18 protein-coding genes and 1 riboswitch are annotated in these 16,935 nt (G+C 67.8%); of the genes, 8 read left to right on the top strand and 10 right to left on the bottom strand.

The annotated features are described in order from the left end of the window. Window positions 1–16: 16 nt before the first annotated feature. Both HLA98_RS09230 and HLA98_RS09225 read left to right on the top strand, forming a co-directional pair. On the top strand, window positions 17–499 hold the full coding sequence (locus tag HLA98_RS09230) for a free L-methionine (R)-S-oxide reductase MsrC (protein ID WP_049444878.1): 483 nt from the start codon (window positions 17–19) through the stop codon (window positions 497–499). Beyond that, window positions 496–858, top strand: coding sequence for a TfoX/Sxy family protein (locus HLA98_RS09225; protein WP_057501674.1), 363 nt, complete (start codon window positions 496–498; stop codon window positions 856–858). The genes HLA98_RS09230 and HLA98_RS09225 overlap by 4 nt, the downstream gene beginning before the upstream one ends. Before the next feature lie 91 nt (window positions 859–949). Here the strand turns inward: HLA98_RS09225 and HLA98_RS09220 are convergent, their stop codons facing one another. Beyond that, the gene (locus HLA98_RS09220) at window positions 950–1,528 is read right to left on the bottom strand and encodes a histidine phosphatase family protein (RefSeq protein WP_032128728.1); all 579 of its coding nucleotides are present in this window, start codon (window positions 1,526–1,528) and stop codon (window positions 950–952) included. Between the two features lie 142 nt (window positions 1,529–1,670). After that, window positions 1,671–1,893: riboswitch (cobalamin riboswitch) on the top strand. A 114-nt stretch (window positions 1,894–2,007) separates the two neighbouring features. On the opposite strand from HLA98_RS09220, the gene btuB reads away from it, so the two are divergent. Next, entirely contained in the window at window positions 2,008–3,852 is a 1,845-nt protein-coding gene (gene btuB, locus HLA98_RS09215; protein WP_057501673.1) for a TonB-dependent vitamin B12 receptor, read from the top strand. A 99-nt stretch (window positions 3,853–3,951) separates the two neighbouring features. Here btuB and gph read toward each other — a convergent pair whose 3' ends face one another. The 3 genes from gph to HLA98_RS09200 form a co-directional block, all read right to left on the bottom strand. After that, on the bottom strand, window positions 3,952–4,608 hold the full coding sequence (gene gph / locus HLA98_RS09210; protein ID WP_049444873.1) for a phosphoglycolate phosphatase: 657 nt from the start codon (window positions 4,606–4,608) through the stop codon (window positions 3,952–3,954). 64 nt (window positions 4,609–4,672) lie between these two features. Further along, window positions 4,673–5,464: a class I SAM-dependent methyltransferase gene (locus HLA98_RS09205; RefSeq protein WP_057501672.1), complete on the bottom strand. Its 792-nt coding sequence runs from the start codon at window positions 5,462–5,464 to the stop codon at window positions 4,673–4,675. Continuing rightward, a complete protein-coding gene (locus HLA98_RS09200; protein ID WP_032128732.1) occupies window positions 5,461–6,390 on the bottom strand; it encodes a LysR family transcriptional regulator in 930 nt (309 codons plus the stop codon). Before HLA98_RS09200 ends, HLA98_RS09205 begins: the two co-directional genes overlap by 4 nt. A gap of 107 nt (window positions 6,391–6,497) precedes the next feature. On the opposite strand from HLA98_RS09200, the gene HLA98_RS09195 reads away from it, so the two are divergent. Next, a complete protein-coding gene (locus HLA98_RS09195) occupies window positions 6,498–7,136 on the top strand; it encodes an NAD(P)-dependent oxidoreductase (RefSeq protein ID WP_057501671.1) in 639 nt (212 codons plus the stop codon). A gap of 91 nt (window positions 7,137–7,227) precedes the next feature. Continuing rightward, on the top strand, window positions 7,228–8,139 hold the full coding sequence (locus HLA98_RS09190; protein ID WP_057501670.1) for an MBL fold metallo-hydrolase: 912 nt from the start codon (window positions 7,228–7,230) through the stop codon (window positions 8,137–8,139). Between the two features lie 304 nt (window positions 8,140–8,443). Here the strand turns inward: HLA98_RS09190 and dinB are convergent, their stop codons facing one another. Further along, window positions 8,444–9,538 (bottom strand): DNA polymerase IV, encoded by a 1,095-nt coding sequence (dinB, locus tag HLA98_RS09185; protein WP_057501669.1) that lies wholly within the window; start codon window positions 9,536–9,538, stop codon window positions 8,444–8,446. A 191-nt stretch (window positions 9,539–9,729) separates the two neighbouring features. Between dinB and fabA the strand changes: the two genes are divergently transcribed. Then, window positions 9,730–10,245, top strand: coding sequence for a 3-hydroxyacyl-[acyl-carrier-protein] dehydratase FabA (gene fabA, locus HLA98_RS09180; RefSeq protein WP_049445920.1), 516 nt, complete (start codon window positions 9,730–9,732; stop codon window positions 10,243–10,245). Further along, the gene (fabB, locus tag HLA98_RS09175) at window positions 10,245–11,453 is read left to right on the top strand and encodes a beta-ketoacyl-ACP synthase I (RefSeq protein WP_057501668.1); all 1,209 of its coding nucleotides are present in this window, start codon (window positions 10,245–10,247) and stop codon (window positions 11,451–11,453) included. The genes fabA and fabB overlap by 1 nt, the downstream gene beginning before the upstream one ends. A 204-nt stretch (window positions 11,454–11,657) precedes the next feature. Here the strand turns inward: fabB and HLA98_RS09170 are convergent, their stop codons facing one another. From HLA98_RS09170 to HLA98_RS09160, 3 genes are read right to left on the bottom strand one after another with little or no spacing between them, the layout of a single operon-like run. Beyond that, window positions 11,658–12,341, bottom strand: coding sequence for an HAD family hydrolase (locus tag HLA98_RS09170; RefSeq protein ID WP_049445923.1), 684 nt, complete (start codon window positions 12,339–12,341; stop codon window positions 11,658–11,660). Then, window positions 12,338–13,039 carry a pseudouridine synthase gene (locus HLA98_RS09165; protein WP_049445925.1) on the bottom strand — a complete coding sequence of 234 codons (702 nt, stop codon included), beginning with the start codon at window positions 13,037–13,039 and terminating at the stop codon, window positions 12,338–12,340. Before HLA98_RS09165 ends, HLA98_RS09170 begins: the two co-directional genes overlap by 4 nt. Continuing rightward, window positions 13,036–14,100 (bottom strand): class I SAM-dependent methyltransferase, encoded by a 1,065-nt coding sequence (locus HLA98_RS09160; protein ID WP_057501667.1) that lies wholly within the window; start codon window positions 14,098–14,100, stop codon window positions 13,036–13,038. The genes HLA98_RS09165 and HLA98_RS09160 overlap by 4 nt, the downstream gene beginning before the upstream one ends. 156 nt (window positions 14,101–14,256) lie before the next feature. Here HLA98_RS09160 and HLA98_RS09155 point away from each other — a divergent pair, with 156 nt between their 5' ends. Further along, window positions 14,257–14,520, top strand: coding sequence for a hypothetical protein (locus tag HLA98_RS09155; protein WP_005407925.1), 264 nt, complete (start codon window positions 14,257–14,259; stop codon window positions 14,518–14,520). A 70-nt stretch (window positions 14,521–14,590) separates the two neighbouring features. On the opposite strand, the gene HLA98_RS09150 is transcribed toward HLA98_RS09155, so the two are convergent. Further along, window positions 14,591–14,884: a DUF3247 family protein gene (locus tag HLA98_RS09150; protein WP_057501666.1), complete on the bottom strand. Its 294-nt coding sequence runs from the start codon at window positions 14,882–14,884 to the stop codon at window positions 14,591–14,593. A 20-nt stretch (window positions 14,885–14,904) separates the two neighbouring features. Beyond that, window positions 14,905–16,893 carry a hybrid sensor histidine kinase/response regulator gene (locus HLA98_RS09145; RefSeq protein WP_057501665.1) on the bottom strand — a complete coding sequence of 663 codons (1,989 nt, stop codon included), beginning with the start codon at window positions 16,891–16,893 and terminating at the stop codon, window positions 14,905–14,907. Window positions 16,894–16,935: the final 42 nt, after the last annotated feature.

Here is a 16,935-nt window from a genome sequence, read left to right as displayed (position 1 = left end):
TTGCTAGACTGCAGGCATGTTCGCCAATGCCTCGCTCACCGGCAGCAAGCCGGAACAATACGCCCAGCTGCTGGAACAGGCCCGTGGCCTGGTCTACGCCGAGTCCGACCGCATCGCCAACGCGGCCAACCTCTCGGCACTGGTTTACCACGCCCTGCCCGACCTGAACTGGGTGGGCTTCTACCTGTACGACGGCAAGGAGCTGGTGGTCGGCCCGTTCCAGGGCCTGCCGGCCTGCGTGCGCATCCCGCTGGACAAGGGCGTGTGCGGTGCCGCCGCCAGCCAGCGCGTGACCCAGCGCGTGGACGACGTCGATGCCTTCCCCGGCCACATCGCCTGCGATTCGGCCTCGCGTTCGGAGCTGGTGGTGCCGCTGCTGCGCGGTGATGAACTGATCGGCGTGTTCGATATCGACAGCCCGAAGGTCGGCCGCTTCGATGCCGACGACCAGGCCGGCCTGGAAGCCATCGCCCGCGTGTTCATCGAGGCGCTGGGATGAGCACGCCGAAGCTGCGCAACATCGGCCCGAAGAGTGCGGCGTGGCTGCGCCAGGTCGGCCTGCGCAGCCGCGAAGACCTGGTTGCGATCGGTGCGGTGGGCGCCTTCGTCAAGGTCAAGCGCGCCGGCTTCAGGCCCAGCCTGAACCTGCTGTACTCGCTGGAAGGCGCGCTGCTGGACTGCCACTGGCAGGAACTGAGCGAGCCGCAGCGTGAGGCGCTGGTGCAGGATTACGAGGCGCGCATCGCCGCGCATCCGCTGAAGGCAGCCGGCCCGGCGTCGGGCCCGGTGCATGAGCAGCGCTTCGATGCCGACGATGACGCGGAAGACAGCGTGGCCGAGCACGCCGACGAAGACTGACTGCACCGGTAGTGCCGGCCGCTGGCCGGCAACTGCATGGTCTATTCATCGTTCCCAAGGCTGCCGGCCAGCGGCCGGCACTACCGATGGGTCAGGGCTGCTGCAGCTCCAGCAACTCGCCCACCAGCCCGACCTCACCGCGTTCCAGCCACACCCGCAGGCGCGTGCCGTGGTCGATGCGCAGGGCCCAGCACAGCGACATCGGCAGGCCGCAGACCTGCGACAGCACCATGCGCAGCGGGCCACCATGGCTGACCACCAGCGTCGGTACCGGATCGTCATCATCAAGCAGGCGATCCAGCGCGCGCGCAATGCGCCGCTCGAAGTGGCCCCAGCTTTCACCGTTCGGCGGCGGGAACGCGTGCGGGTCGGCATGGAAGGCGGCCAGTGCATCCTCCGGCAGGTCGAACAGCGACTGCCCGTCCCAATCGCCGAAGTCCAGCTCTTCCCATTCCTCGTCCGCTTCCACGTCCAGTCCACGCGGGGTGGCCAGGGCCATCGCCGTGTGCAGCGAGCGCAGCCGCGGCGAACTGATCACCCGCTCCCAGGGCTGCGCAGCGTAGGCATCGACCAGTTCCTGCGGCAGGCGGGCCAGCTGCGGCGGATCACTGCGGCCATCGAGGAACTCATCGCGACCGTTGCCGGCATGGCGGACCAGGTCGAGGATCATGCGCAAGTCCTGTACAGGCAACGCGGGAACAGCGGAAAACGGGCGGACATCGGCAACGGCACCACGGGATCGAGGGACCATTCTAAAGGCACAGCAAAGGCAGTCGAACACGTTCGACACTACGGGCCGCCTGCGATGCCGTAGACTGCGCGCACTTCCAGGTGACCTGCGGCCACGGCCGGCAGGTTGAAACGGGAAGCCGGTGACGCGTGATGCCACGCCATGCCGGCGCTGCCCCCGCAACGGTAAGCACGTCAGTTCCAGGCAACAACGCCACTGTGCCGCAAGCATGGGAAGGCGCCTGGACGGTGGCCTCGCGCCACCCGGCGGCAAGCCCGGAGACCGGCCCGGAAGCCTCAGGTCGCGATGCGGTGGGCATGGCGCTGGATGACGTGGCCTGTGCTGCGGCATCGGCGCGTGCCTGCCTTCGCGGCTCCTCCCCTTCGCCACGCGGGCGTGCGTGGCACCTGGAGTCCCCCATGAAGCTGCAGTCCCGAATGCTGTCCCTGGCCATGCTGGCCGCCCTGCCCGCGCTGGCCCAGGCCGCCGATGACACCACCGCGCTCGACCAGATCCTGGTCACCGCCACCCGCACCCCCATCGCGCTGCAGGACAGCATCGCGCCGGCGCAGGTCATCGACCGCGCGCAGATCGAATCCAGCCAGGCCACCTCGCTGCAGGAGCTGCTGCGCGGCCGCGCCGGCATCAACCTGACCAATGCCGGCGGCCTCGGCAAGCAGAGCTCGCTGTTCCTGCGCGGTACCAACTCGGGCCACACCGTGGTGCTGGTCGATGGCGTGCGCATCAACAGTGCCGACCTCGGCCTGGCCATGTACCAGGACCTGCCGCTGGCGCAGATCGAGCGCGTGGAAATCGTGCGCGGACCGCAGTCGAGCCTGTACGGCGCCGACGCCATCGGTGGCGTGATCCAGATCTTCACCCGCCGCAACCAGGGCGATTTCGCCCCGCATTTCCAGCTTGGCGGTGGCAGCAACGGCCTGCGTGAAGCCAGCGGTGGCATTGGCGGTGGTACCGAGCGCGGCTGGTTCGGTGCCGACATCGCCTACCAGCATTCCGATGGCATCGATGCCTGCCGCGGCTCTTCCTCGGTGTTCACCGCGGGCTGCTTTGCCGACGAGCACGACCGCGACGGCTACCGCAACCTGTCCAAAAGCCTGCGCGGCGGCTACAGCTTCAACGACCAGTGGAACGTGGAAGGCAGCGCACTGCGCGCCGACGGCAAGAACCATTACGACGGCTACTACAACTATTCGGAAACCCGCCAGCAGGTGCTGGCCGGCAAGGTGCGCTACACCCCGTCCGAGCGCCTGGCATTCACCGCAAACGTCGGCCGCAGTGACAACGAGTCGGACAACTTCGGTGATTTCGGTGCCCGTGGCAGCGCACAGACCCACCGCGACAGCGCCTCGCTGCAGGGCGACATCACGCTGGCCGAAGGTCAGCTGCTGAGCGCAGGCGTGGACTGGAGCGAAGACGATCTGGATGGCAGCAGCGCGGGCTACCTCGTCGACAGCCGCCGCAACACCGGCGTGTTCGTGCAGTACCAGGGCCGCTTCGGCCGCCACCAGCTGCAGGCCAGCGCGCGCAATGACGACAACCAGCAGTTCGGCAACCACGCCACCGGCAGCGTTGGCTGGGCCATGGAACTGGGCGACGGCCTGCGCGTCAACGCCAGCTACGGCACGGCGTTCAAGGCACCGACCTTCAGCGATCTGTACGACCCGTGGAGCGGCGTGCCGACGTTGAACCCGGAGAAGTCCAAGAGCGCCAACCTGGGCGTTTCGCAGCAGGGACAGGGCTGGCACTGGGGCCTGGACGTATATGAAACCCGCATCGATGATCTGATTACCTACGATGCGGCGACCTTCAAGATGCAGCAGGTGGAGAAGGCCCGCATCCGCGGCGCCGAACTGACCGGTGGCGTGCTGCTGGCCGGCTTCGACATCAACGCACAGCTCAGCTACACCGACCCGCGCAACCGCACCGGCGGCAGCACCCAGTTCGACAACTGGCTGCCACGCCGTGCGCAGCAGACCGGGCGCCTGGACATCGACCGTCGCTTCGGTGATTTCCGTGCAGGCCTGACCGTGCAGGGTGCCGGCAAGCGCTACGACGATGCCGCCAACGCAGTGAAGGTGGGAGGTTACGGCACGCTGGATCTGCGCGCCGAGTACGCGCTGACGCCGTCGTGGTCGCTGCTGGCGCGTGCCGCCAACGTGTTCGACCGCAGGTATGAGACGGTGGCGTGGTTCAACCAGCCCGGCCGCGAGTACCAGCTGAGCGTGCGTTACCAGCCGAAGTGACCGCAACGGTCATGGTAGTGCCGGCCGCTGGCCGGCAACATCATGACCTTCGGCAACGCATTCCGGGTTGCCGGCCAGCGGCCGGCACTACCCCCTGCTTCAGCCCCGCAACCCCGGCAGTTCACGCAGATCGTCGATCACCGCCACGGCATGCGCGGTGGCCAGGTCCAGGCCGCGCGGGTAGCCGTAGCGCACCAGCGCGATCGGCATGCCGGCATCTTCGGCCGCGCGGTAGTCGGTCAACGAATCCCCCACCATCAGACAGGCGTCCACCGGCAGCCCGAAGTGCGCGGCGATGTGCCGCAGCGGCTCACCGCTGGGCTTGCGCTGCGGCAGCGAGTCGCCCCCCAGCACCAGCGCAAACACATCACCGATACCCAGGTGCTGCAGCAGGGGCGGCACCAGCGCTTCGGGCTTGTTGGTGCAGATCGCCAGCGGCACGTTGCGTGCACGCAGTTGTGCCAGCGCTTCACCCACGCCATCGAACAGGCGCGGGCTGCGCAGCAGGCATTCGCGGTAGTGCACCATGAAGATCGGCATCACTTCGGCCAGGTCGATCACCCGGCCGACCGCCTGCAGGGCCTGCTCGACCAGGCGGCGCACACCGTCGCCGATCCAGCCCAGTACCGTGGTTTCCGGTACGCGTGCCACACCGATGTCCTCCAGCGTGCGGTTCAGCGCTTCGGCGATATCAGCTGCGCTGTCGACCAGCGTGCCATCAAGGTCGAACACGACCAGCGGATAGGGATACGACAAGGGACGGCACCTGCATGACGTGGGGCCGTCCATTGTACGCCGCTGGTTTTTGCACCGATCCGCCTCAACCGATGCGGCGCGCGCGGGTAGCCAGGAACGTGGGCAGGTAGCGGTCGATCAGGAAACGCGGCTGCGGCTGCCAGTCTTCCATGAAGCGATCGATGATGAAGCCGGCATCCAGCTGGCCACCGATCAGTTCGGTCAGGCTGTGGCCGAAGGTCAGTGCGTCGCCCCGTGCCAGCTTTGCCTCGCGCTCGGCTGGCGGCAGGTCTTCCAGGTCCGAATAGGGAATGGCGTACTGCGGCCGGATCAGGCCCTGCGCATCCAGGTGCGGATCGCGCGCGCCGACGAACAGCACCGGGTTGTAGAAGCTGGCCATCAACATGCCATCGCGCGCCAGCACGCGGCGGCATTCGGTCCACACCGGGCGCACATCAGGCACGTACAGGTTGGAGATCGGATGGAACACCACATCAAAACTGTCGTTGGCGAACACGTGCAGATCGCGCATGTCGCCCTGCACCGTGCGCAGCTGCAGGCCATCGCGCGCGGCGACCCTGCGGTCCTGTTCCAGCTGCCCGTCGGAGAGATCGAACACGGTGACGTCAGCGCCCGCAGCGGCCAGCACCGGTGCCTGCTGTCCACCGCCCGAGGCCAGGCAGAGGATGCGGCGGCCGCGCACATCACCCATCCAGTCCAGCGGCAACGCGCGGGGCGTCAGGTGCACCTGCCAACGGCCTTCGCGCGCGGCGGCAATCGTTGAACTTTCCACCGGGCGCGACCATTCGCGCACTTCGCTGGCCTGGCGGTCCCAGGCAGCACGGTTGTGGTCGATCAAGGCCTGTCCATGGTTCATGTGTTCTCCTTGCCCGGTGGGCGCCAATCCAGATCCTGGAAGGCCGGGCTGGCGAAGCACTCGCCCAGGAAATCCAGGAATCGCCGCATGATAGCGGGCTGCTGGCGCCGTGACGCGTACACGGCATGAATGCCCAGTTCGTCCAGACTGAATTCAGGCAGCAGTTCGATCAGCTCACCGCTGCGCAGCAGCGGCGCCACCTGGTAGGTCGGCAGCATGGCGATACCGGCACCGGCCCGCACCGCCTCCAACAGCAGCGAGGCCTCGTTGGCGCTGATGTTGCCGCCTACCGCCACCGACAGCGAACGGCCGTCTCGGTGCAGCTGCCACAGGCTCTTGCCGACGTAGTGGTGGGTCAGGCAGTTGTGCGCGGCCAGATGCTCGGGAGCAGTCGGCGTGCCGCGTGCCTGCAGGTAGGACGGCGTCGCGCACAGCACCGAGCGGCAGGTGGCCAGCCGCCGCGCGATCAGGCTGGGATCGATCTGGCGCGCGATGCGCACGGCCAGGTCTACCCGCTCCTCCACCAGGTTCACCGTGCGGTCGACCAGCAGCAGCTCGATGCGTGCCGCCGGATGGCGCGCAACAAAGCCGGCCACCGCCCGCGCCAGGTGGCTCTGCCCGAACGACACGCTGGCAGTCACCCGCAGCGTGCCATGCGGCTCCGGATCATCGCTGGCCAGCTCGCCCTGCAGTTCCTCGCCGATCGCCAGCATCTGCCGGAAGCGCGCCAGCGCCGCCTCCCCGGGCCCGGTCAGGCTGACCCGGCGCGTGGTCCGGTGCAGCAGGCGCGCGCCCAGCCAGCCCTCGACCTCGGCCAGGTAGCGGCTGACCATGGCCCGTGACATGTCCAGCACTTCGGCGGCGGCGGTGAGGCTGCCGCGTTCGGCGACCTCGACGAACACGGTCATGGCGGTCAATCGGTCCATATGCTCGATCCATGCAACAAACAAGCGCGTTATACGCTGTTTTTCGAGCAACTGCAGCAGCCTAGAGTGGCGCCATTCCCACCCCACACCGCTCACGGAGTCCTGCCATGAAGATCGCCCTCGTTGGTTCCACCGGCAACATCGGCCGCCAGATCGCCCGCCACGCGCTGGCCCGCGGCCACGAACTCACTGTCATCGTGCGCAGCGCGCAGGACCTTCCGGCAGAACTGGCCGGTGCGCATCCGGTGATCGCTTCGCTGGATGACCAGGACGCGCTGGTTGCCGCCATCGCCGGCCACGATGTGCTGGCCAGTGCCTACGGCCCGCGCCCGGGCGATGACATCGGTCGCGTCGGCGAGGTCGCCGCGCAGCTGGCTGCCGTCGCACGCAAGGCCGGCGTGCCGCGCCTGGTGGTGGTTGGCGGTGCCGGCAGCCTGGAGGTCGCCCCCGGCGTGCAGCTGGTCGACACCCCCACCTTCCCGGAGGCCTACAAGCCCTACGCGCTGGCCCACCGTGAAGCGTTCAACCGCCTGCAGGCAGTGGACGACCTGGACTGGACCTTCTTCTCGCCAGCCGCCGAAATCGGCCCGGGCGAAGAGCGCGGCCAGTACCGCGTGCAGCCCAAGGCTTTCCTCGCCGACGCCAGCGGCCACAGCCGCATCAGCTACGCCGACTACGGCGCCGCGTTCGTCGCCGAGCTGGAAGCGCACCAGTACCCGAAGCAGATCATCACTGCGGCGTACTGATCCACGCGCGTCCCTTGTAGAGCCAAGCCCGCGCTCGGCTCTACGCGAACCTGCAGCCGGGCATTGGCCCGGCTCTACACAAGGAATCCCCATGCGTACCGCTGCCCTGCTGCTTCCCCTCGCCCTGGCCGCCAGCTTCACCTGTGCGCCGCTGCTGGCCGCACCGGCCACCACGGCGCCGGCGGCGGCGACGAAATCCCAGCTGCACCTGCAGACCTTCCATCCCGGGCCGCAGGCGATGTTCTCGGTGTCCTCGGTGCTGATCGAAGGCCGCCACGATGCGATCCTGGTCAACGCGCAGTTCGGCGCCAGCGACGCGCGCAAGCTGGTCGAGCTGATCCGCGCCAGCGGCAAGCAGCTGACCACGATCTACATCAGCCACGGTGATCCGGACTATTACTTCGGCCTGGCCACCCTGCAGGACGCCTTCCCGCAGGCACGCATCGTCGCCACCGCGCAGACCGTCGCCCATATCCAGCAGACCCAGGCCGGCAAGCTGGCCTACTGGGGACCGAAGATGGGCGCCGACGTGCCGGCACGCATCGTGGTGCCGCAGGTACTGGACGGCGACGCCCTGCAGCTGGAAGGCCAGCGCCTGCCGCTGATCGGCCTGGATGGCCCGACCCCGGACCGCACGGTGCTGTGGGTGCCGTCGCTGCGCGCGATCGTCGGTGGCATTCCGGTGGTAGCCGGCGAGCACGTGTGGATGGCCGATACGCAGACGCCGAAGTCGCATGCCAACTGGCTGCAGACCCTGCAGCGGCTGCAGGCACTGAAGCCGAAGGTGGTGGTGCCGGGGCACTACGCGCCGGGAGTGGCACTGGATGCCGGTGCGTTGCGCTTCACCGCGGACTACATCCGCGCGTTCGATGTTGAGGCGGCAAAGGCGAAGGACAGTGCGGCGCTGGTGAAAGCGATGCAGGCGCGCTACCCGAAGCTGGCGGGCGTGGAGTCGCTGGAATTGAGTGCGAAGGTGGCCAAGGGCGAGATGCAGTGGCCTTAAGGTGAAGGGTTGTTTTGCAGGGCTGCGCCCTGCACCTGCTCAATGCAACGGCAACGCAACGGCAACAGCTGGATATCTGTAGGTTGGCGGGGTAGGTCCGATGGCAGGGGACGCCGTGAACCCGTCCATGGGGGCTTGGTCGCGGCATCCATGCCGCTCACACCCCTGCCATCGGACCCACCCCGCCTTCGACAGTTTCCCGCTATCTCTCGGAACCTGCTGCTGATGGTGGGTGCCGACCGTTGGTCGGCACGGGGTCGGATCCCGTTGCTGCGCAACGGGCTCTGACCCCACTGTTTGATGATTAGGTACCTGTGGGATTGTTCATGTCGTGCTCGAACAGCTCCCCCTGCACCACCGGCTCCTTCTCGCGGAAGCCGCCCAGCCCGACACCAACCAGGCGGTAACGGGTCTCCGCCGGCAGGTCGACGCGGGCGCGCAGGGCCAGCGCGATGTCGCGCAGTTCTTCCATCGATTCCGGCGGGCGCTCCGGGGTGAAGCTGCGGGTGAGGATGCGGAACTGCGCGGTCTTCAGTTTCAGCACCACGGTGTGGCCGACGCGTTCGGTCTTGCGCGTGGCATTCCAGGTCTTCTCCGCCAGCTGCACGATGGCCTCACCCAGATCTTCCAGCGGCAGATCCTCGGCGAAGGTGTCTTCGGAGGAAATCGACTGCACCTGCTGGTCCGGCTCCACCGGGCGCTCGTCGATGCCGCGTGCGCGGTTGTACAGGCTGCGGCCGAAACTGCCGAACGCCTCTTCCAGATCGATCAAGGCCCACTGCCGCAGGTCGCCGCAGGTGACGATACCGCGTGCGGCCAGCTTGCCTTCCATCACCTTGCCGACGCCGGGCACCCGGTTCACCGGCAACGGCAGCAGGAACGCATCCACCCGCTGCGGGGGGATCACGAACTGGCCATCGGGCTTGCGCCAGTCCGAAGCGATCTTGGCCAGGAACTTGTTCGGCGCGATCCCGGCTGAAGCAGTCAGGTTCGTTTCCTCGCGGATCTGCGTGCGGATGGTACGGGCGATGTCGGTGGCCAGTTCGATACCGCTCTTCGGCTCGGTCACGTCCAGGTAGGCCTCGTCCAGCGACAACGGCTCGACCAGGTCGGTGTGACGCAGGAAGATCTCGCGCACGTGGCGTGACACCGCCTTGTAACGCGCGAAGTCCGGCGGCACGAAGATCGCATCCGGACACAGGCGTTCGGCACGCAGCGCCGGCATCGCCGAGCGCACGCCGAACACGCGGGCCTCGTACGAGGCCGCGCACACCACCGAGCGTGCGCCGCGCCATGCCACCACCACCGGCTTGCCGCGCAGTGACGGATCGTCGCGCTGCTCCACCGACGCGTAGAACGCGTCCATGTCGACGTGGATGATCTTGCGCAGTCGGGTCATGTCAGGCGGAAAGGGCGGGGGCGTGCCGAACGGGCCACACGCCGAAGTATGGTCGTTGCACATCAACAGGATGCGCGTATTCCATTGAAAACACTACGGTTGCGTACGGTTGAAATGTTTGATCGGCGCAGTTTCCACGGGCATCCTCGAGCGCTTGTTTCCCTGTTTCCCCGCTTCCAGGATTGTGCTTCATGACCCGTCTCCACGCGTTCAACCGCGAACAGCTGCTGGCCAGCGCACGCGGTGAACTGTTCGGCGCCGCCGCCGGCCGTTTGCCCAACGATCCGATGCTGATGTTCGACCGCATCACCGACATCCGCGAGGACGGCGGACCGCATGGCAAGGGCATGGTACGCGCCGAACTGGATATCCGCCCGGACCTGTGGTTCTTCGGCTGCCACTTCATCGGCGACCCGGTGATGCCCGGCTGCCTCGGCCTGGATGCCATGTGGCAGCTGACCGGCTTCTTCCTGACCTGGCTGGGCGCCCCCGGCAAGGGCCGCGCACTGGGCTGCGGCGAGGTGAAGTTCACCGGCCAGGTACTGCCGGAGGCCAAGCGGGTGCGCTACGAGATCGACATCAGCCGCGTCATCAACCGCAAGCTGGTGATGGCCCAGTCGGACGCGCGCATGTACGTGGATGACCGCGAAATCTACAGCGCGCGCGACCTGCGCGTCGGCCTGTTCACTGAAACCGGGAGCTTCTGATGCGTCGCGTCGTCATCACCGGCATGGGCATCACGTCCTGCCTCGGCAATGATCTGGATACCGTTTCGGCCGCGCTGCGCGAAGGGCGCTCGGGCATCACCGCCCTGGCCGACCACGCCGAAGCCGGCCTGCGCAGCCAGGTCGGCGGCCGTGTCGACCTCGACCTGGACGCATTGATCGACCGCAAGCAGAAGCGCTTCATGAGTGATGCGGCAGCCTTCGCCTACCTGTCCATGCGCGATGCCATCGCCGATGCCGGGCTCAGCCCCGAGCAGGTCAGCAACCTGCGCACCGGCCTGATCGCCGGTTCCGGAGGCGGCTCCAGCGAATGGCAGATCGGCGCGGTTGACCTGCTGCGCGAACGTGGTGTGCGCAAGGTCGGCCCGTACATGGTGCCGCGCACGATGTGCTCGACGGTCTCGGCCTGCCTGGCCACCGCCTACCAGATCAAGGGCGTCAGCTATTCGCTGTCGGCCGCCTGCGCGACCTCGGCACACTGCATCGGCGCCGCCGCGGACATGATCCGCCATGGCGCGCAGGACATCATGTTCGCCGGTGGCGGTGAAGACCTGCACTGGTCGATGAGCGTGATGTTCGATGCGATGGGCGCGCTGTCGACCAGCTTCAACGAGACCCCGGCCAGCGCCTCGCGTCCGTACGACAAGGACCGCGACGGCTTCGTCATCGCCGGTGGTGGCGGCGTGCTGGTGCTGGAGGATTACGACCACGCCGTTGCGCGCGGCGCGCACATCCATGCCGAGCTGATCGGCTATGGCGTGACCTCTGACGGCGCCGACATGGTCGCGCCGTCCGGCGAAGGCGCGGTGCGCTGCATGAAGATGGCGCTGCAGGGCGTCGATCGCCCGCTGGACTACCTCAACACGCACGGCACCTCGACGCCGCTGGGCGACGTCACCGAGCTCAATGCGATCCGCGAAGTGTTCGGTGATGCGGTGCCGCCGCTGTCCTCGACCAAGGCGCTGTCCGGACATTCGCTGGGTGCGGCCAGCGTGCACGAGGCGATCTACTGCCTGCTGATGATGCGCGATGGCTTCGTCGCCGGTTCGGCCAACATCGGCGAACTGGACCCGAAGGTGGAGAGCTTCCCGATCCTGCGCGAAAGCCGCGAGCAGAAGCTGGATACGGTGATGTCCAACAGCTTCGGCTTCGGTGGCACCAACGCCGCGCTGGTGTTCGGGCGGGTATGATGGGGCAGGTGTGCCGACCAACGGTCGGCACCCACCAACGGATGTAGAGCCGAGCCATGCTCGGCTGCATTGAAAAGCGTGCCAACCAAGGTTGGCACCTACCGGGGCATTGGGCGTGCCAACCAAGGTTGGCACCTACCGAAGCATTAGGGTGTGCCGACCAACGGTCGGCACCCACCGTCAGGAGCGGTCGGCACCTACCGGTTACCTCGGCAGCAGCGGCAGCAGCAGCGCGTGCGCATCCACCAGCGAGCCGACGATGCGGTGGCCCAGTGCGCGCAGCTCTTCGTCAGGATGCACCAGGTCCGGCACCTGGATCACGGTCATGCCGGCGGCCAATGCCGCGCGCGTACCGGCCGGTGAGTCTTCCAGCGCCAGGCAGCGTTCCGGGGCCTGGCCCAGCCGCTGCGCGGCCAGCAGGTAGATGTCCGGCGCCGGTTTCGGCCGCGCCACGTCGCCACTGGTGATCACCGCATCGAAATACGGCAGCAGGCCGGCAGCGGCCAGCTTGCGGTTGGCCCGCGGCTGCCGCGTGGTGGTTGCCACTGCACGCGGTACCGCGTGCGCCTTCAACAGCTCCAGCAGCTCCAGGATGCCCGGCCGCAGCGGCAGGCCGGTCTGCGTGCGTGCTTCGTACAGCTCATGGCAACGTGCCGCCACTGCGTCGATCACGCTGTCCTCGATGCCCTGCGCGCGCAGCAGCGCGTGCGTGTCACGGTCACCGAGGCCGACCATGCGCAGGAACACCGCCTCGTCCAGGCCCAACCCGAATTCGTCGGCGGCCTCGCTCCAGCAGGCCAGCGAGACCCGCTCGCTGTCGATCATCAGGCCGTCCATGTCGAAGATGACGGCGTCGGGGAGGAACGGCAGCGCAGCAATGGTGGTCATGGAGCGAACAGCGTATCCAGGTCGGTGGAAGTGAGCTGCCGCCATTGCCCCTCGTCCAGTCCCTGCAGGTCCAGCCCGCCAACACGACTGCGGTGCAGGGCCTGCACGTGGTTGCCGGTGGCGGCGAACATGCGGCGTACCTGATGGTAGCGGCCTTCGTGCAGCACCAGGCGCGCGCGACGCGCATCCAGCACTTCCAGTTCAGCCGGCAGCAGGGGCGTCTTCTCGGACTCCAGCATCAGCGTACCGCTGGCGAACAGCGCTACCTCGTCGCCGCGCAGGTCGTCGTTCAACTCGACCTCATAGACTTTCGGCAGCTTCGACTTCGGCGAGATGATCCGGTGCAGCAGGCTGCCATCGTCAGTCAGCAGCAGCAGGCCACTGGTCTCGCGGTCGAGGCGGCCCACCGTGGACAGCACCGGATCGCGGTCGCGGAAGCGCGGCGGCAGCAGGTCGTAGATCAGGCGGCCGGTGTCCTTGGTCGAGCAGGTGTAGCCGGCCGGCTTGTGCAGCGCGATCGACAGGCCCACCGGCGGGTCCAGCGGCTCGCCGTCGACCCGGATTGCCTCGTGCGGCACCTGGTCGTCGGCGTACAGCACCTCGCCGTCGGCGTCGGTGACGCGGCCTTCGCGGAACATCCACTGCACCTGCTTGCGGCTGCCATAGCCCAGGTTGGCGATGAGCTTGACCAGCTTCACTTGCCCTTCCCCTTCACCGCTTCCACCAGCTTGAAGCCATCGCGCTCGGCGACCACGCGCACCGCGCCAAAGCTCTCGTTGAGCGTGTACTCGTACGGCAGATGGCGGTTGGCCACTACGTACAGGCGTCCGCCCGGGCGCAGCGCCTGCGCGGCCACGGCGATGAAGCGCTGGCCGATGTCAGGACGGTCGGCGCGCGACGGCGTGTGGAACGGCGGATTGCTGATGATCACGTCGTAGCCCGGCTCGATGCCGGCGGTGACGTCGCGCCACAGGAAGCGCAGCGGCAGCGGGCGCGGCGGCGGTGCCAGGTTCAGTTCGGCCAGGGCCAGCGCGCGCTGCTCGGCTTCGTACAGGTCCAGCGCGGTGATCTTCGGGCAACGCTCCAGCAGCTCGCGCGACAGGTAGCCATAGCCCGCGCCGAGGTCGGCAGCACGCCCGGCCAGGTCGGCCGGCAGGTGCTCGGCCAACAGCGCGGACGCCGGGTCGATGCGATCCCAGGCGAACACGCCCGGGCGGCTGAGGAAACGGCCGCCGACGATTGGCCGCACCGCATCCAGTGCCGACCAGCGCTTGGCCAGGTCGGCGTCGTGCTGGCCCTGCATCGGGGCGGTCCAGTACACGCGGCAGTGGTTCTTGGTCAGGCTGCCACCGAGGCCGGTCAGCTGCTTGAGGTCACCCTCGCCCGAGCGTGCCCCTTCGTTGTTGGACTGGCAGGCAACGATGCGGCCGCCGTCGGCGACCAGCGCCAGCGCGCGGGCGAACAGCGCGCGGGCTTCCTCACGCTGGCGCGGCGGCAGCACCAGCACCAGCGGGTAGCGGCCCTTGCCGGCCACATCATCCAGCTGGCCGCTGACGGTCCAGCCGGCGGCCTGCTGCAGCGGCTGCGCGAACGGGGCAAAGCTCTGCTCGCAGTGCACCTCGCGGTTGCCGGCCGCTTCGCGCAGCGGCCAGCCGTCGCGGGCACGCAGGAAGGCCACCGGGCCTTCCGGCCAGCGCAGGGCGCCTTGGGAGAACGGCAGGAACAGGGTCTGCAGGGGGGCGTCGTCGCTGGAGGCCATCGGCGCGGGTACTTCAAGCGTGAGGGCCGTCCATTGTACCGGCTTGGCCGGGCCGGCCCCGGCAGCCGCTTTGCGAAACCCGAACGGGGCCTTGATCTGCCAGCAACATTGGAACGTTCAGGGTAGAGGCTCCCCCGGAAACCCAGGAGAACCTGCATGCGAGCCTTGTTCGTCGGTGGCGTGGTCGACAACAGTGAAATGGACCTGGAAGGCAGCCATCCGCCCGTGCATTACCCCGAGGACACTGGCGGCGGCCACTCACGCTACCGGCTGCACCAGGTCGGTCATGGCGCCGACGGCAGCGTGGCCTATGCGGTGTACGGCGCACCGGATCTGGCCGATGACGAAGTGGCCCGGGTGGCGGAAGAACGCGCCTATGCGCGCCGGTTCGAGGCGACGCCGACGTTGTTCGAGCATTGACACACCGGTAGCGCCCGAGCCCACGCTCGGGCGACGGCGAAGCCGAGCGTGGGCTCGGCTCTACATCCGATCAAGGCGCCTTGGGTGGCAGGCGGTTGACGCTGGCGATTTCATCCAGCCACACATGATGCTGTTGCACCGGCGTGTCGTAGTCATCCAGGCGCAGCTGACCATTGCTGCCTTCGTCGCCGGCTTCGTTGCGGTACTGCTGCACGGTCGGTTTCACCGCCACGGTGCCGAGCAGGCGGCGACCATCGTGCAGGGTCAGCTGCACCTGCGTTTCGCCCTCCAGCTGCGGCAGCAGGGCTTCCAGGCGCGCGATCTGCGCCGGATCGGTATGGATGCGGGGAGCTGTACGGGACATCGGCAACCTCCTGTGAATGCTCAGTGCAGCGCGCTGTCGACGCGCGGCACCTGTACCTTGCGCACGGCCGACACCAGCTGCGCCACCGAATAGGGCTTGGCGACGTGCTCCTGGAAGCCAGACGCCAGCGCTCGGCGCCGGTCATCGGCACGCGCCAGCGCGGTCACGGCCACCGCCGGCAGGGTCATGGCATCCACGCCCATGTCCTCGCGCAGCGTGCGCACCAGGCCATAGCCATCCATGCCCGGCATGCCGATGTCGGTCAGCATCACGTGGTACTGCAGATGCCCGGTATCGGCCAGGAGCGCCAGCGCTTCACCGGCCGAGCTGGCTGCCGACACGCTCGCACCCTGCTCTTCCAGCATGCGCCGCAGGTACTCCAGCACTTCCGGCTGGTCTTCCACCGCCAGCACGTGCATGCCACGCAGCGGATACGGCTCGACGATCACCGGCTCCAGGATCGGCCCGCTGATCACTTCGCGCAGTGGCCGCCGTTCGGCATCGGGAATGTGCTTCGGCAGGCGTACGGTGAAGGTGGCGCCGTGGCCATGGCCCTCGCTGGCAGCGGTGACGGTACCGCCATGCAGTTCGACCAGCTGCTGCACGATGGCCAGGCCCAGGCCCAGGCCGCCATGGCGTCGGGTGGTGGTGCCATCGGCCTGGCGGAAACGGCTGAACAGGTGATTGAGGAATTCGGGCGCAATACCGTCGCCGGTGTCACGCACTGTGATCACCCAGTGGTTGCCGTCGGCCCGCAGCTGCAGGTCGATGCGGCCTTCGGCCGGGGTGAACTTGATTGCATTCGACAGCAGGTTCCACAACACCTGCTGCAGACGGGTGGCATCGCCCAGCACCAGGCAAGGCTGCTCGGGCAGCAGCAGGCTCACGTCCAGTGCCTTGCCTTCGGCGACCAGCTCCTGCGCGCCGATGGCTTCGCCCAGCAGGTCGCGCAGGTCCAGTATCTCCACCTCCAGCTGCACCTTGCCCAGCAGCATGCTGCTGAGGTCGAGCATGTCCGAGATCAGCCGCTTCTGCGCACCGGCGCTGTTGGCGATCACATTCAGGCCCTTGTACAGCGGGCTGGTGTTGTCCACGCGCTGCAGCAGCAACTCGCTCCAGCCGAGGATGGTGGTCAGCGGCGTACGCAGCTCATGCGACAACGTGGCCAGAAACTCGTCCTTCAGCCGCGCCATGTTCTCGGCGGCGCTGCGCGCGGCACGCTCGGACTGCAGCAGCTCCTCGCGGGCCAGTTCGATCTCGCGGCGTTCGGTCACGTCCGGGCTGCTGCCGGCCAGGCCGATGAAGCGGCCCATCCGCGAGAAGCGCGGGCGTGCGTTCATTTCCAGCCAACGCCATTCGCCATCGGCGCGCCGGGCCCGCACCAGCGCATGCATCGACCGCTGCGCCTTCAGTGCTTCCTGCAGTTCGTACTCGAACACCGATGCATCGTCCGGATGCACCAGGCCGCGCCAGACATCTTCCGGCACGCGTGTTTCGTCACCGCCGAAGAACTCACTGAAAGCGCTGTTGACGAAACGGGCATGGCCGCGCTCGTCGAGCACCCACACCGGCATCGGCAGGCCGTCGGCCAGCGCACTGAAGCGGGCTTCGCTTTCGCCCAGCTCCACTTCCATCTGCTTGCGTGCGGTGATGTCGAAGAACAGGATGCCGACCTTGTCCTCGCCCGGACGGCCCACGCGCACCGCATCGACCGCGAACGAACGGCCCAGCGCACGCGCTTCCATCTCGAACTGGGCGGGGCGGCCACTGCGCGCGACTTCGCCGTAGATGCGGAACCAGTCTTCCTCGTGATTCGGCTCCAGCAGGCTCATGCGCTGGCCGCAGGCGTCCTTCAGGCCGGTGTGCCGTTCGAAGGCATCGTTGACCTCGATGAAACGGTAATCCACCGCGCGGTCCCCCTCGAACAGCACCTGGATCACGCAGAAACCCGCGTTGATGCGCTCAAGCACGCCATGATGCAGGTCGGGTTCGGGCGCCGGCACCATCATCGGCGGGCGCTCCACTAGGGGCGGCAGTGTGGACAAGGGCGT

This window comes from Stenotrophomonas africana (assembly GCF_013004645.1).
Lineage (GTDB): Bacteria > Pseudomonadota > Gammaproteobacteria > Xanthomonadales > Xanthomonadaceae > Stenotrophomonas > Stenotrophomonas africana.
The sequence above is the reverse complement of the archived record's forward strand: the minus strand, read 5'-3'. Positions and strand labels throughout refer to the sequence as shown.

Bases quoted from the DNA above. Each gene is read 5' to 3' on its own strand.
- HLA98_RS09230 (WP_049444878.1), top strand. From the start codon at position 17: ATGTTCGCCAATGCCTCGCTCACCGGCAGCAAGCCGGAACAATACGCC.
- HLA98_RS09225 (WP_057501674.1), top strand. From the start codon at position 496: ATGAGCACGCCGAAGCTGCGCAACATCGGCCCGAAGAGTGCGGCGTGG.
- HLA98_RS09220 (WP_032128728.1), bottom strand. From the start codon at position 1,528: ATGATCCTCGACCTGGTCCGCCATGCCGGCAACGGTCGCGATGAGTTC.
- btuB (WP_057501673.1), top strand. From the start codon at position 2,008: ATGAAGCTGCAGTCCCGAATGCTGTCCCTGGCCATGCTGGCCGCCCTG.
- HLA98_RS09205 (WP_057501672.1), bottom strand. From the start codon at position 5,464: ATGAACCATGGACAGGCCTTGATCGACCACAACCGTGCTGCCTGGGAC.
- HLA98_RS09200 (WP_032128732.1), bottom strand. From the start codon at position 6,390: ATGGACCGATTGACCGCCATGACCGTGTTCGTCGAGGTCGCCGAACGC.
- HLA98_RS09195 (WP_057501671.1), top strand. From the start codon at position 6,498: ATGAAGATCGCCCTCGTTGGTTCCACCGGCAACATCGGCCGCCAGATC.
- HLA98_RS09190 (WP_057501670.1), top strand. From the start codon at position 7,228: ATGCGTACCGCTGCCCTGCTGCTTCCCCTCGCCCTGGCCGCCAGCTTC.
- dinB (WP_057501669.1), bottom strand. From the start codon at position 9,538: ATGACCCGACTGCGCAAGATCATCCACGTCGACATGGACGCGTTCTAC.
- fabA (WP_049445920.1), top strand. From the start codon at position 9,730: ATGACCCGTCTCCACGCGTTCAACCGCGAACAGCTGCTGGCCAGCGCA.
- fabB (WP_057501668.1), top strand. From the start codon at position 10,245: ATGCGTCGCGTCGTCATCACCGGCATGGGCATCACGTCCTGCCTCGGC.
- HLA98_RS09170 (WP_049445923.1), bottom strand. From the start codon at position 12,341: ATGACCACCATTGCTGCGCTGCCGTTCCTCCCCGACGCCGTCATCTTC.
- HLA98_RS09160 (WP_057501667.1), bottom strand. From the start codon at position 14,100: ATGGCCTCCAGCGACGACGCCCCCCTGCAGACCCTGTTCCTGCCGTTC.
- HLA98_RS09155 (WP_005407925.1), top strand. From the start codon at position 14,257: ATGCGAGCCTTGTTCGTCGGTGGCGTGGTCGACAACAGTGAAATGGAC.
- HLA98_RS09150 (WP_057501666.1), bottom strand. From the start codon at position 14,884: ATGTCCCGTACAGCTCCCCGCATCCATACCGATCCGGCGCAGATCGCG.
- HLA98_RS09145 (WP_057501665.1), bottom strand. From the start codon at position 16,893: ATGATGGTGCCGGCGCCCGAACCCGACCTGCATCATGGCGTGCTTGAG.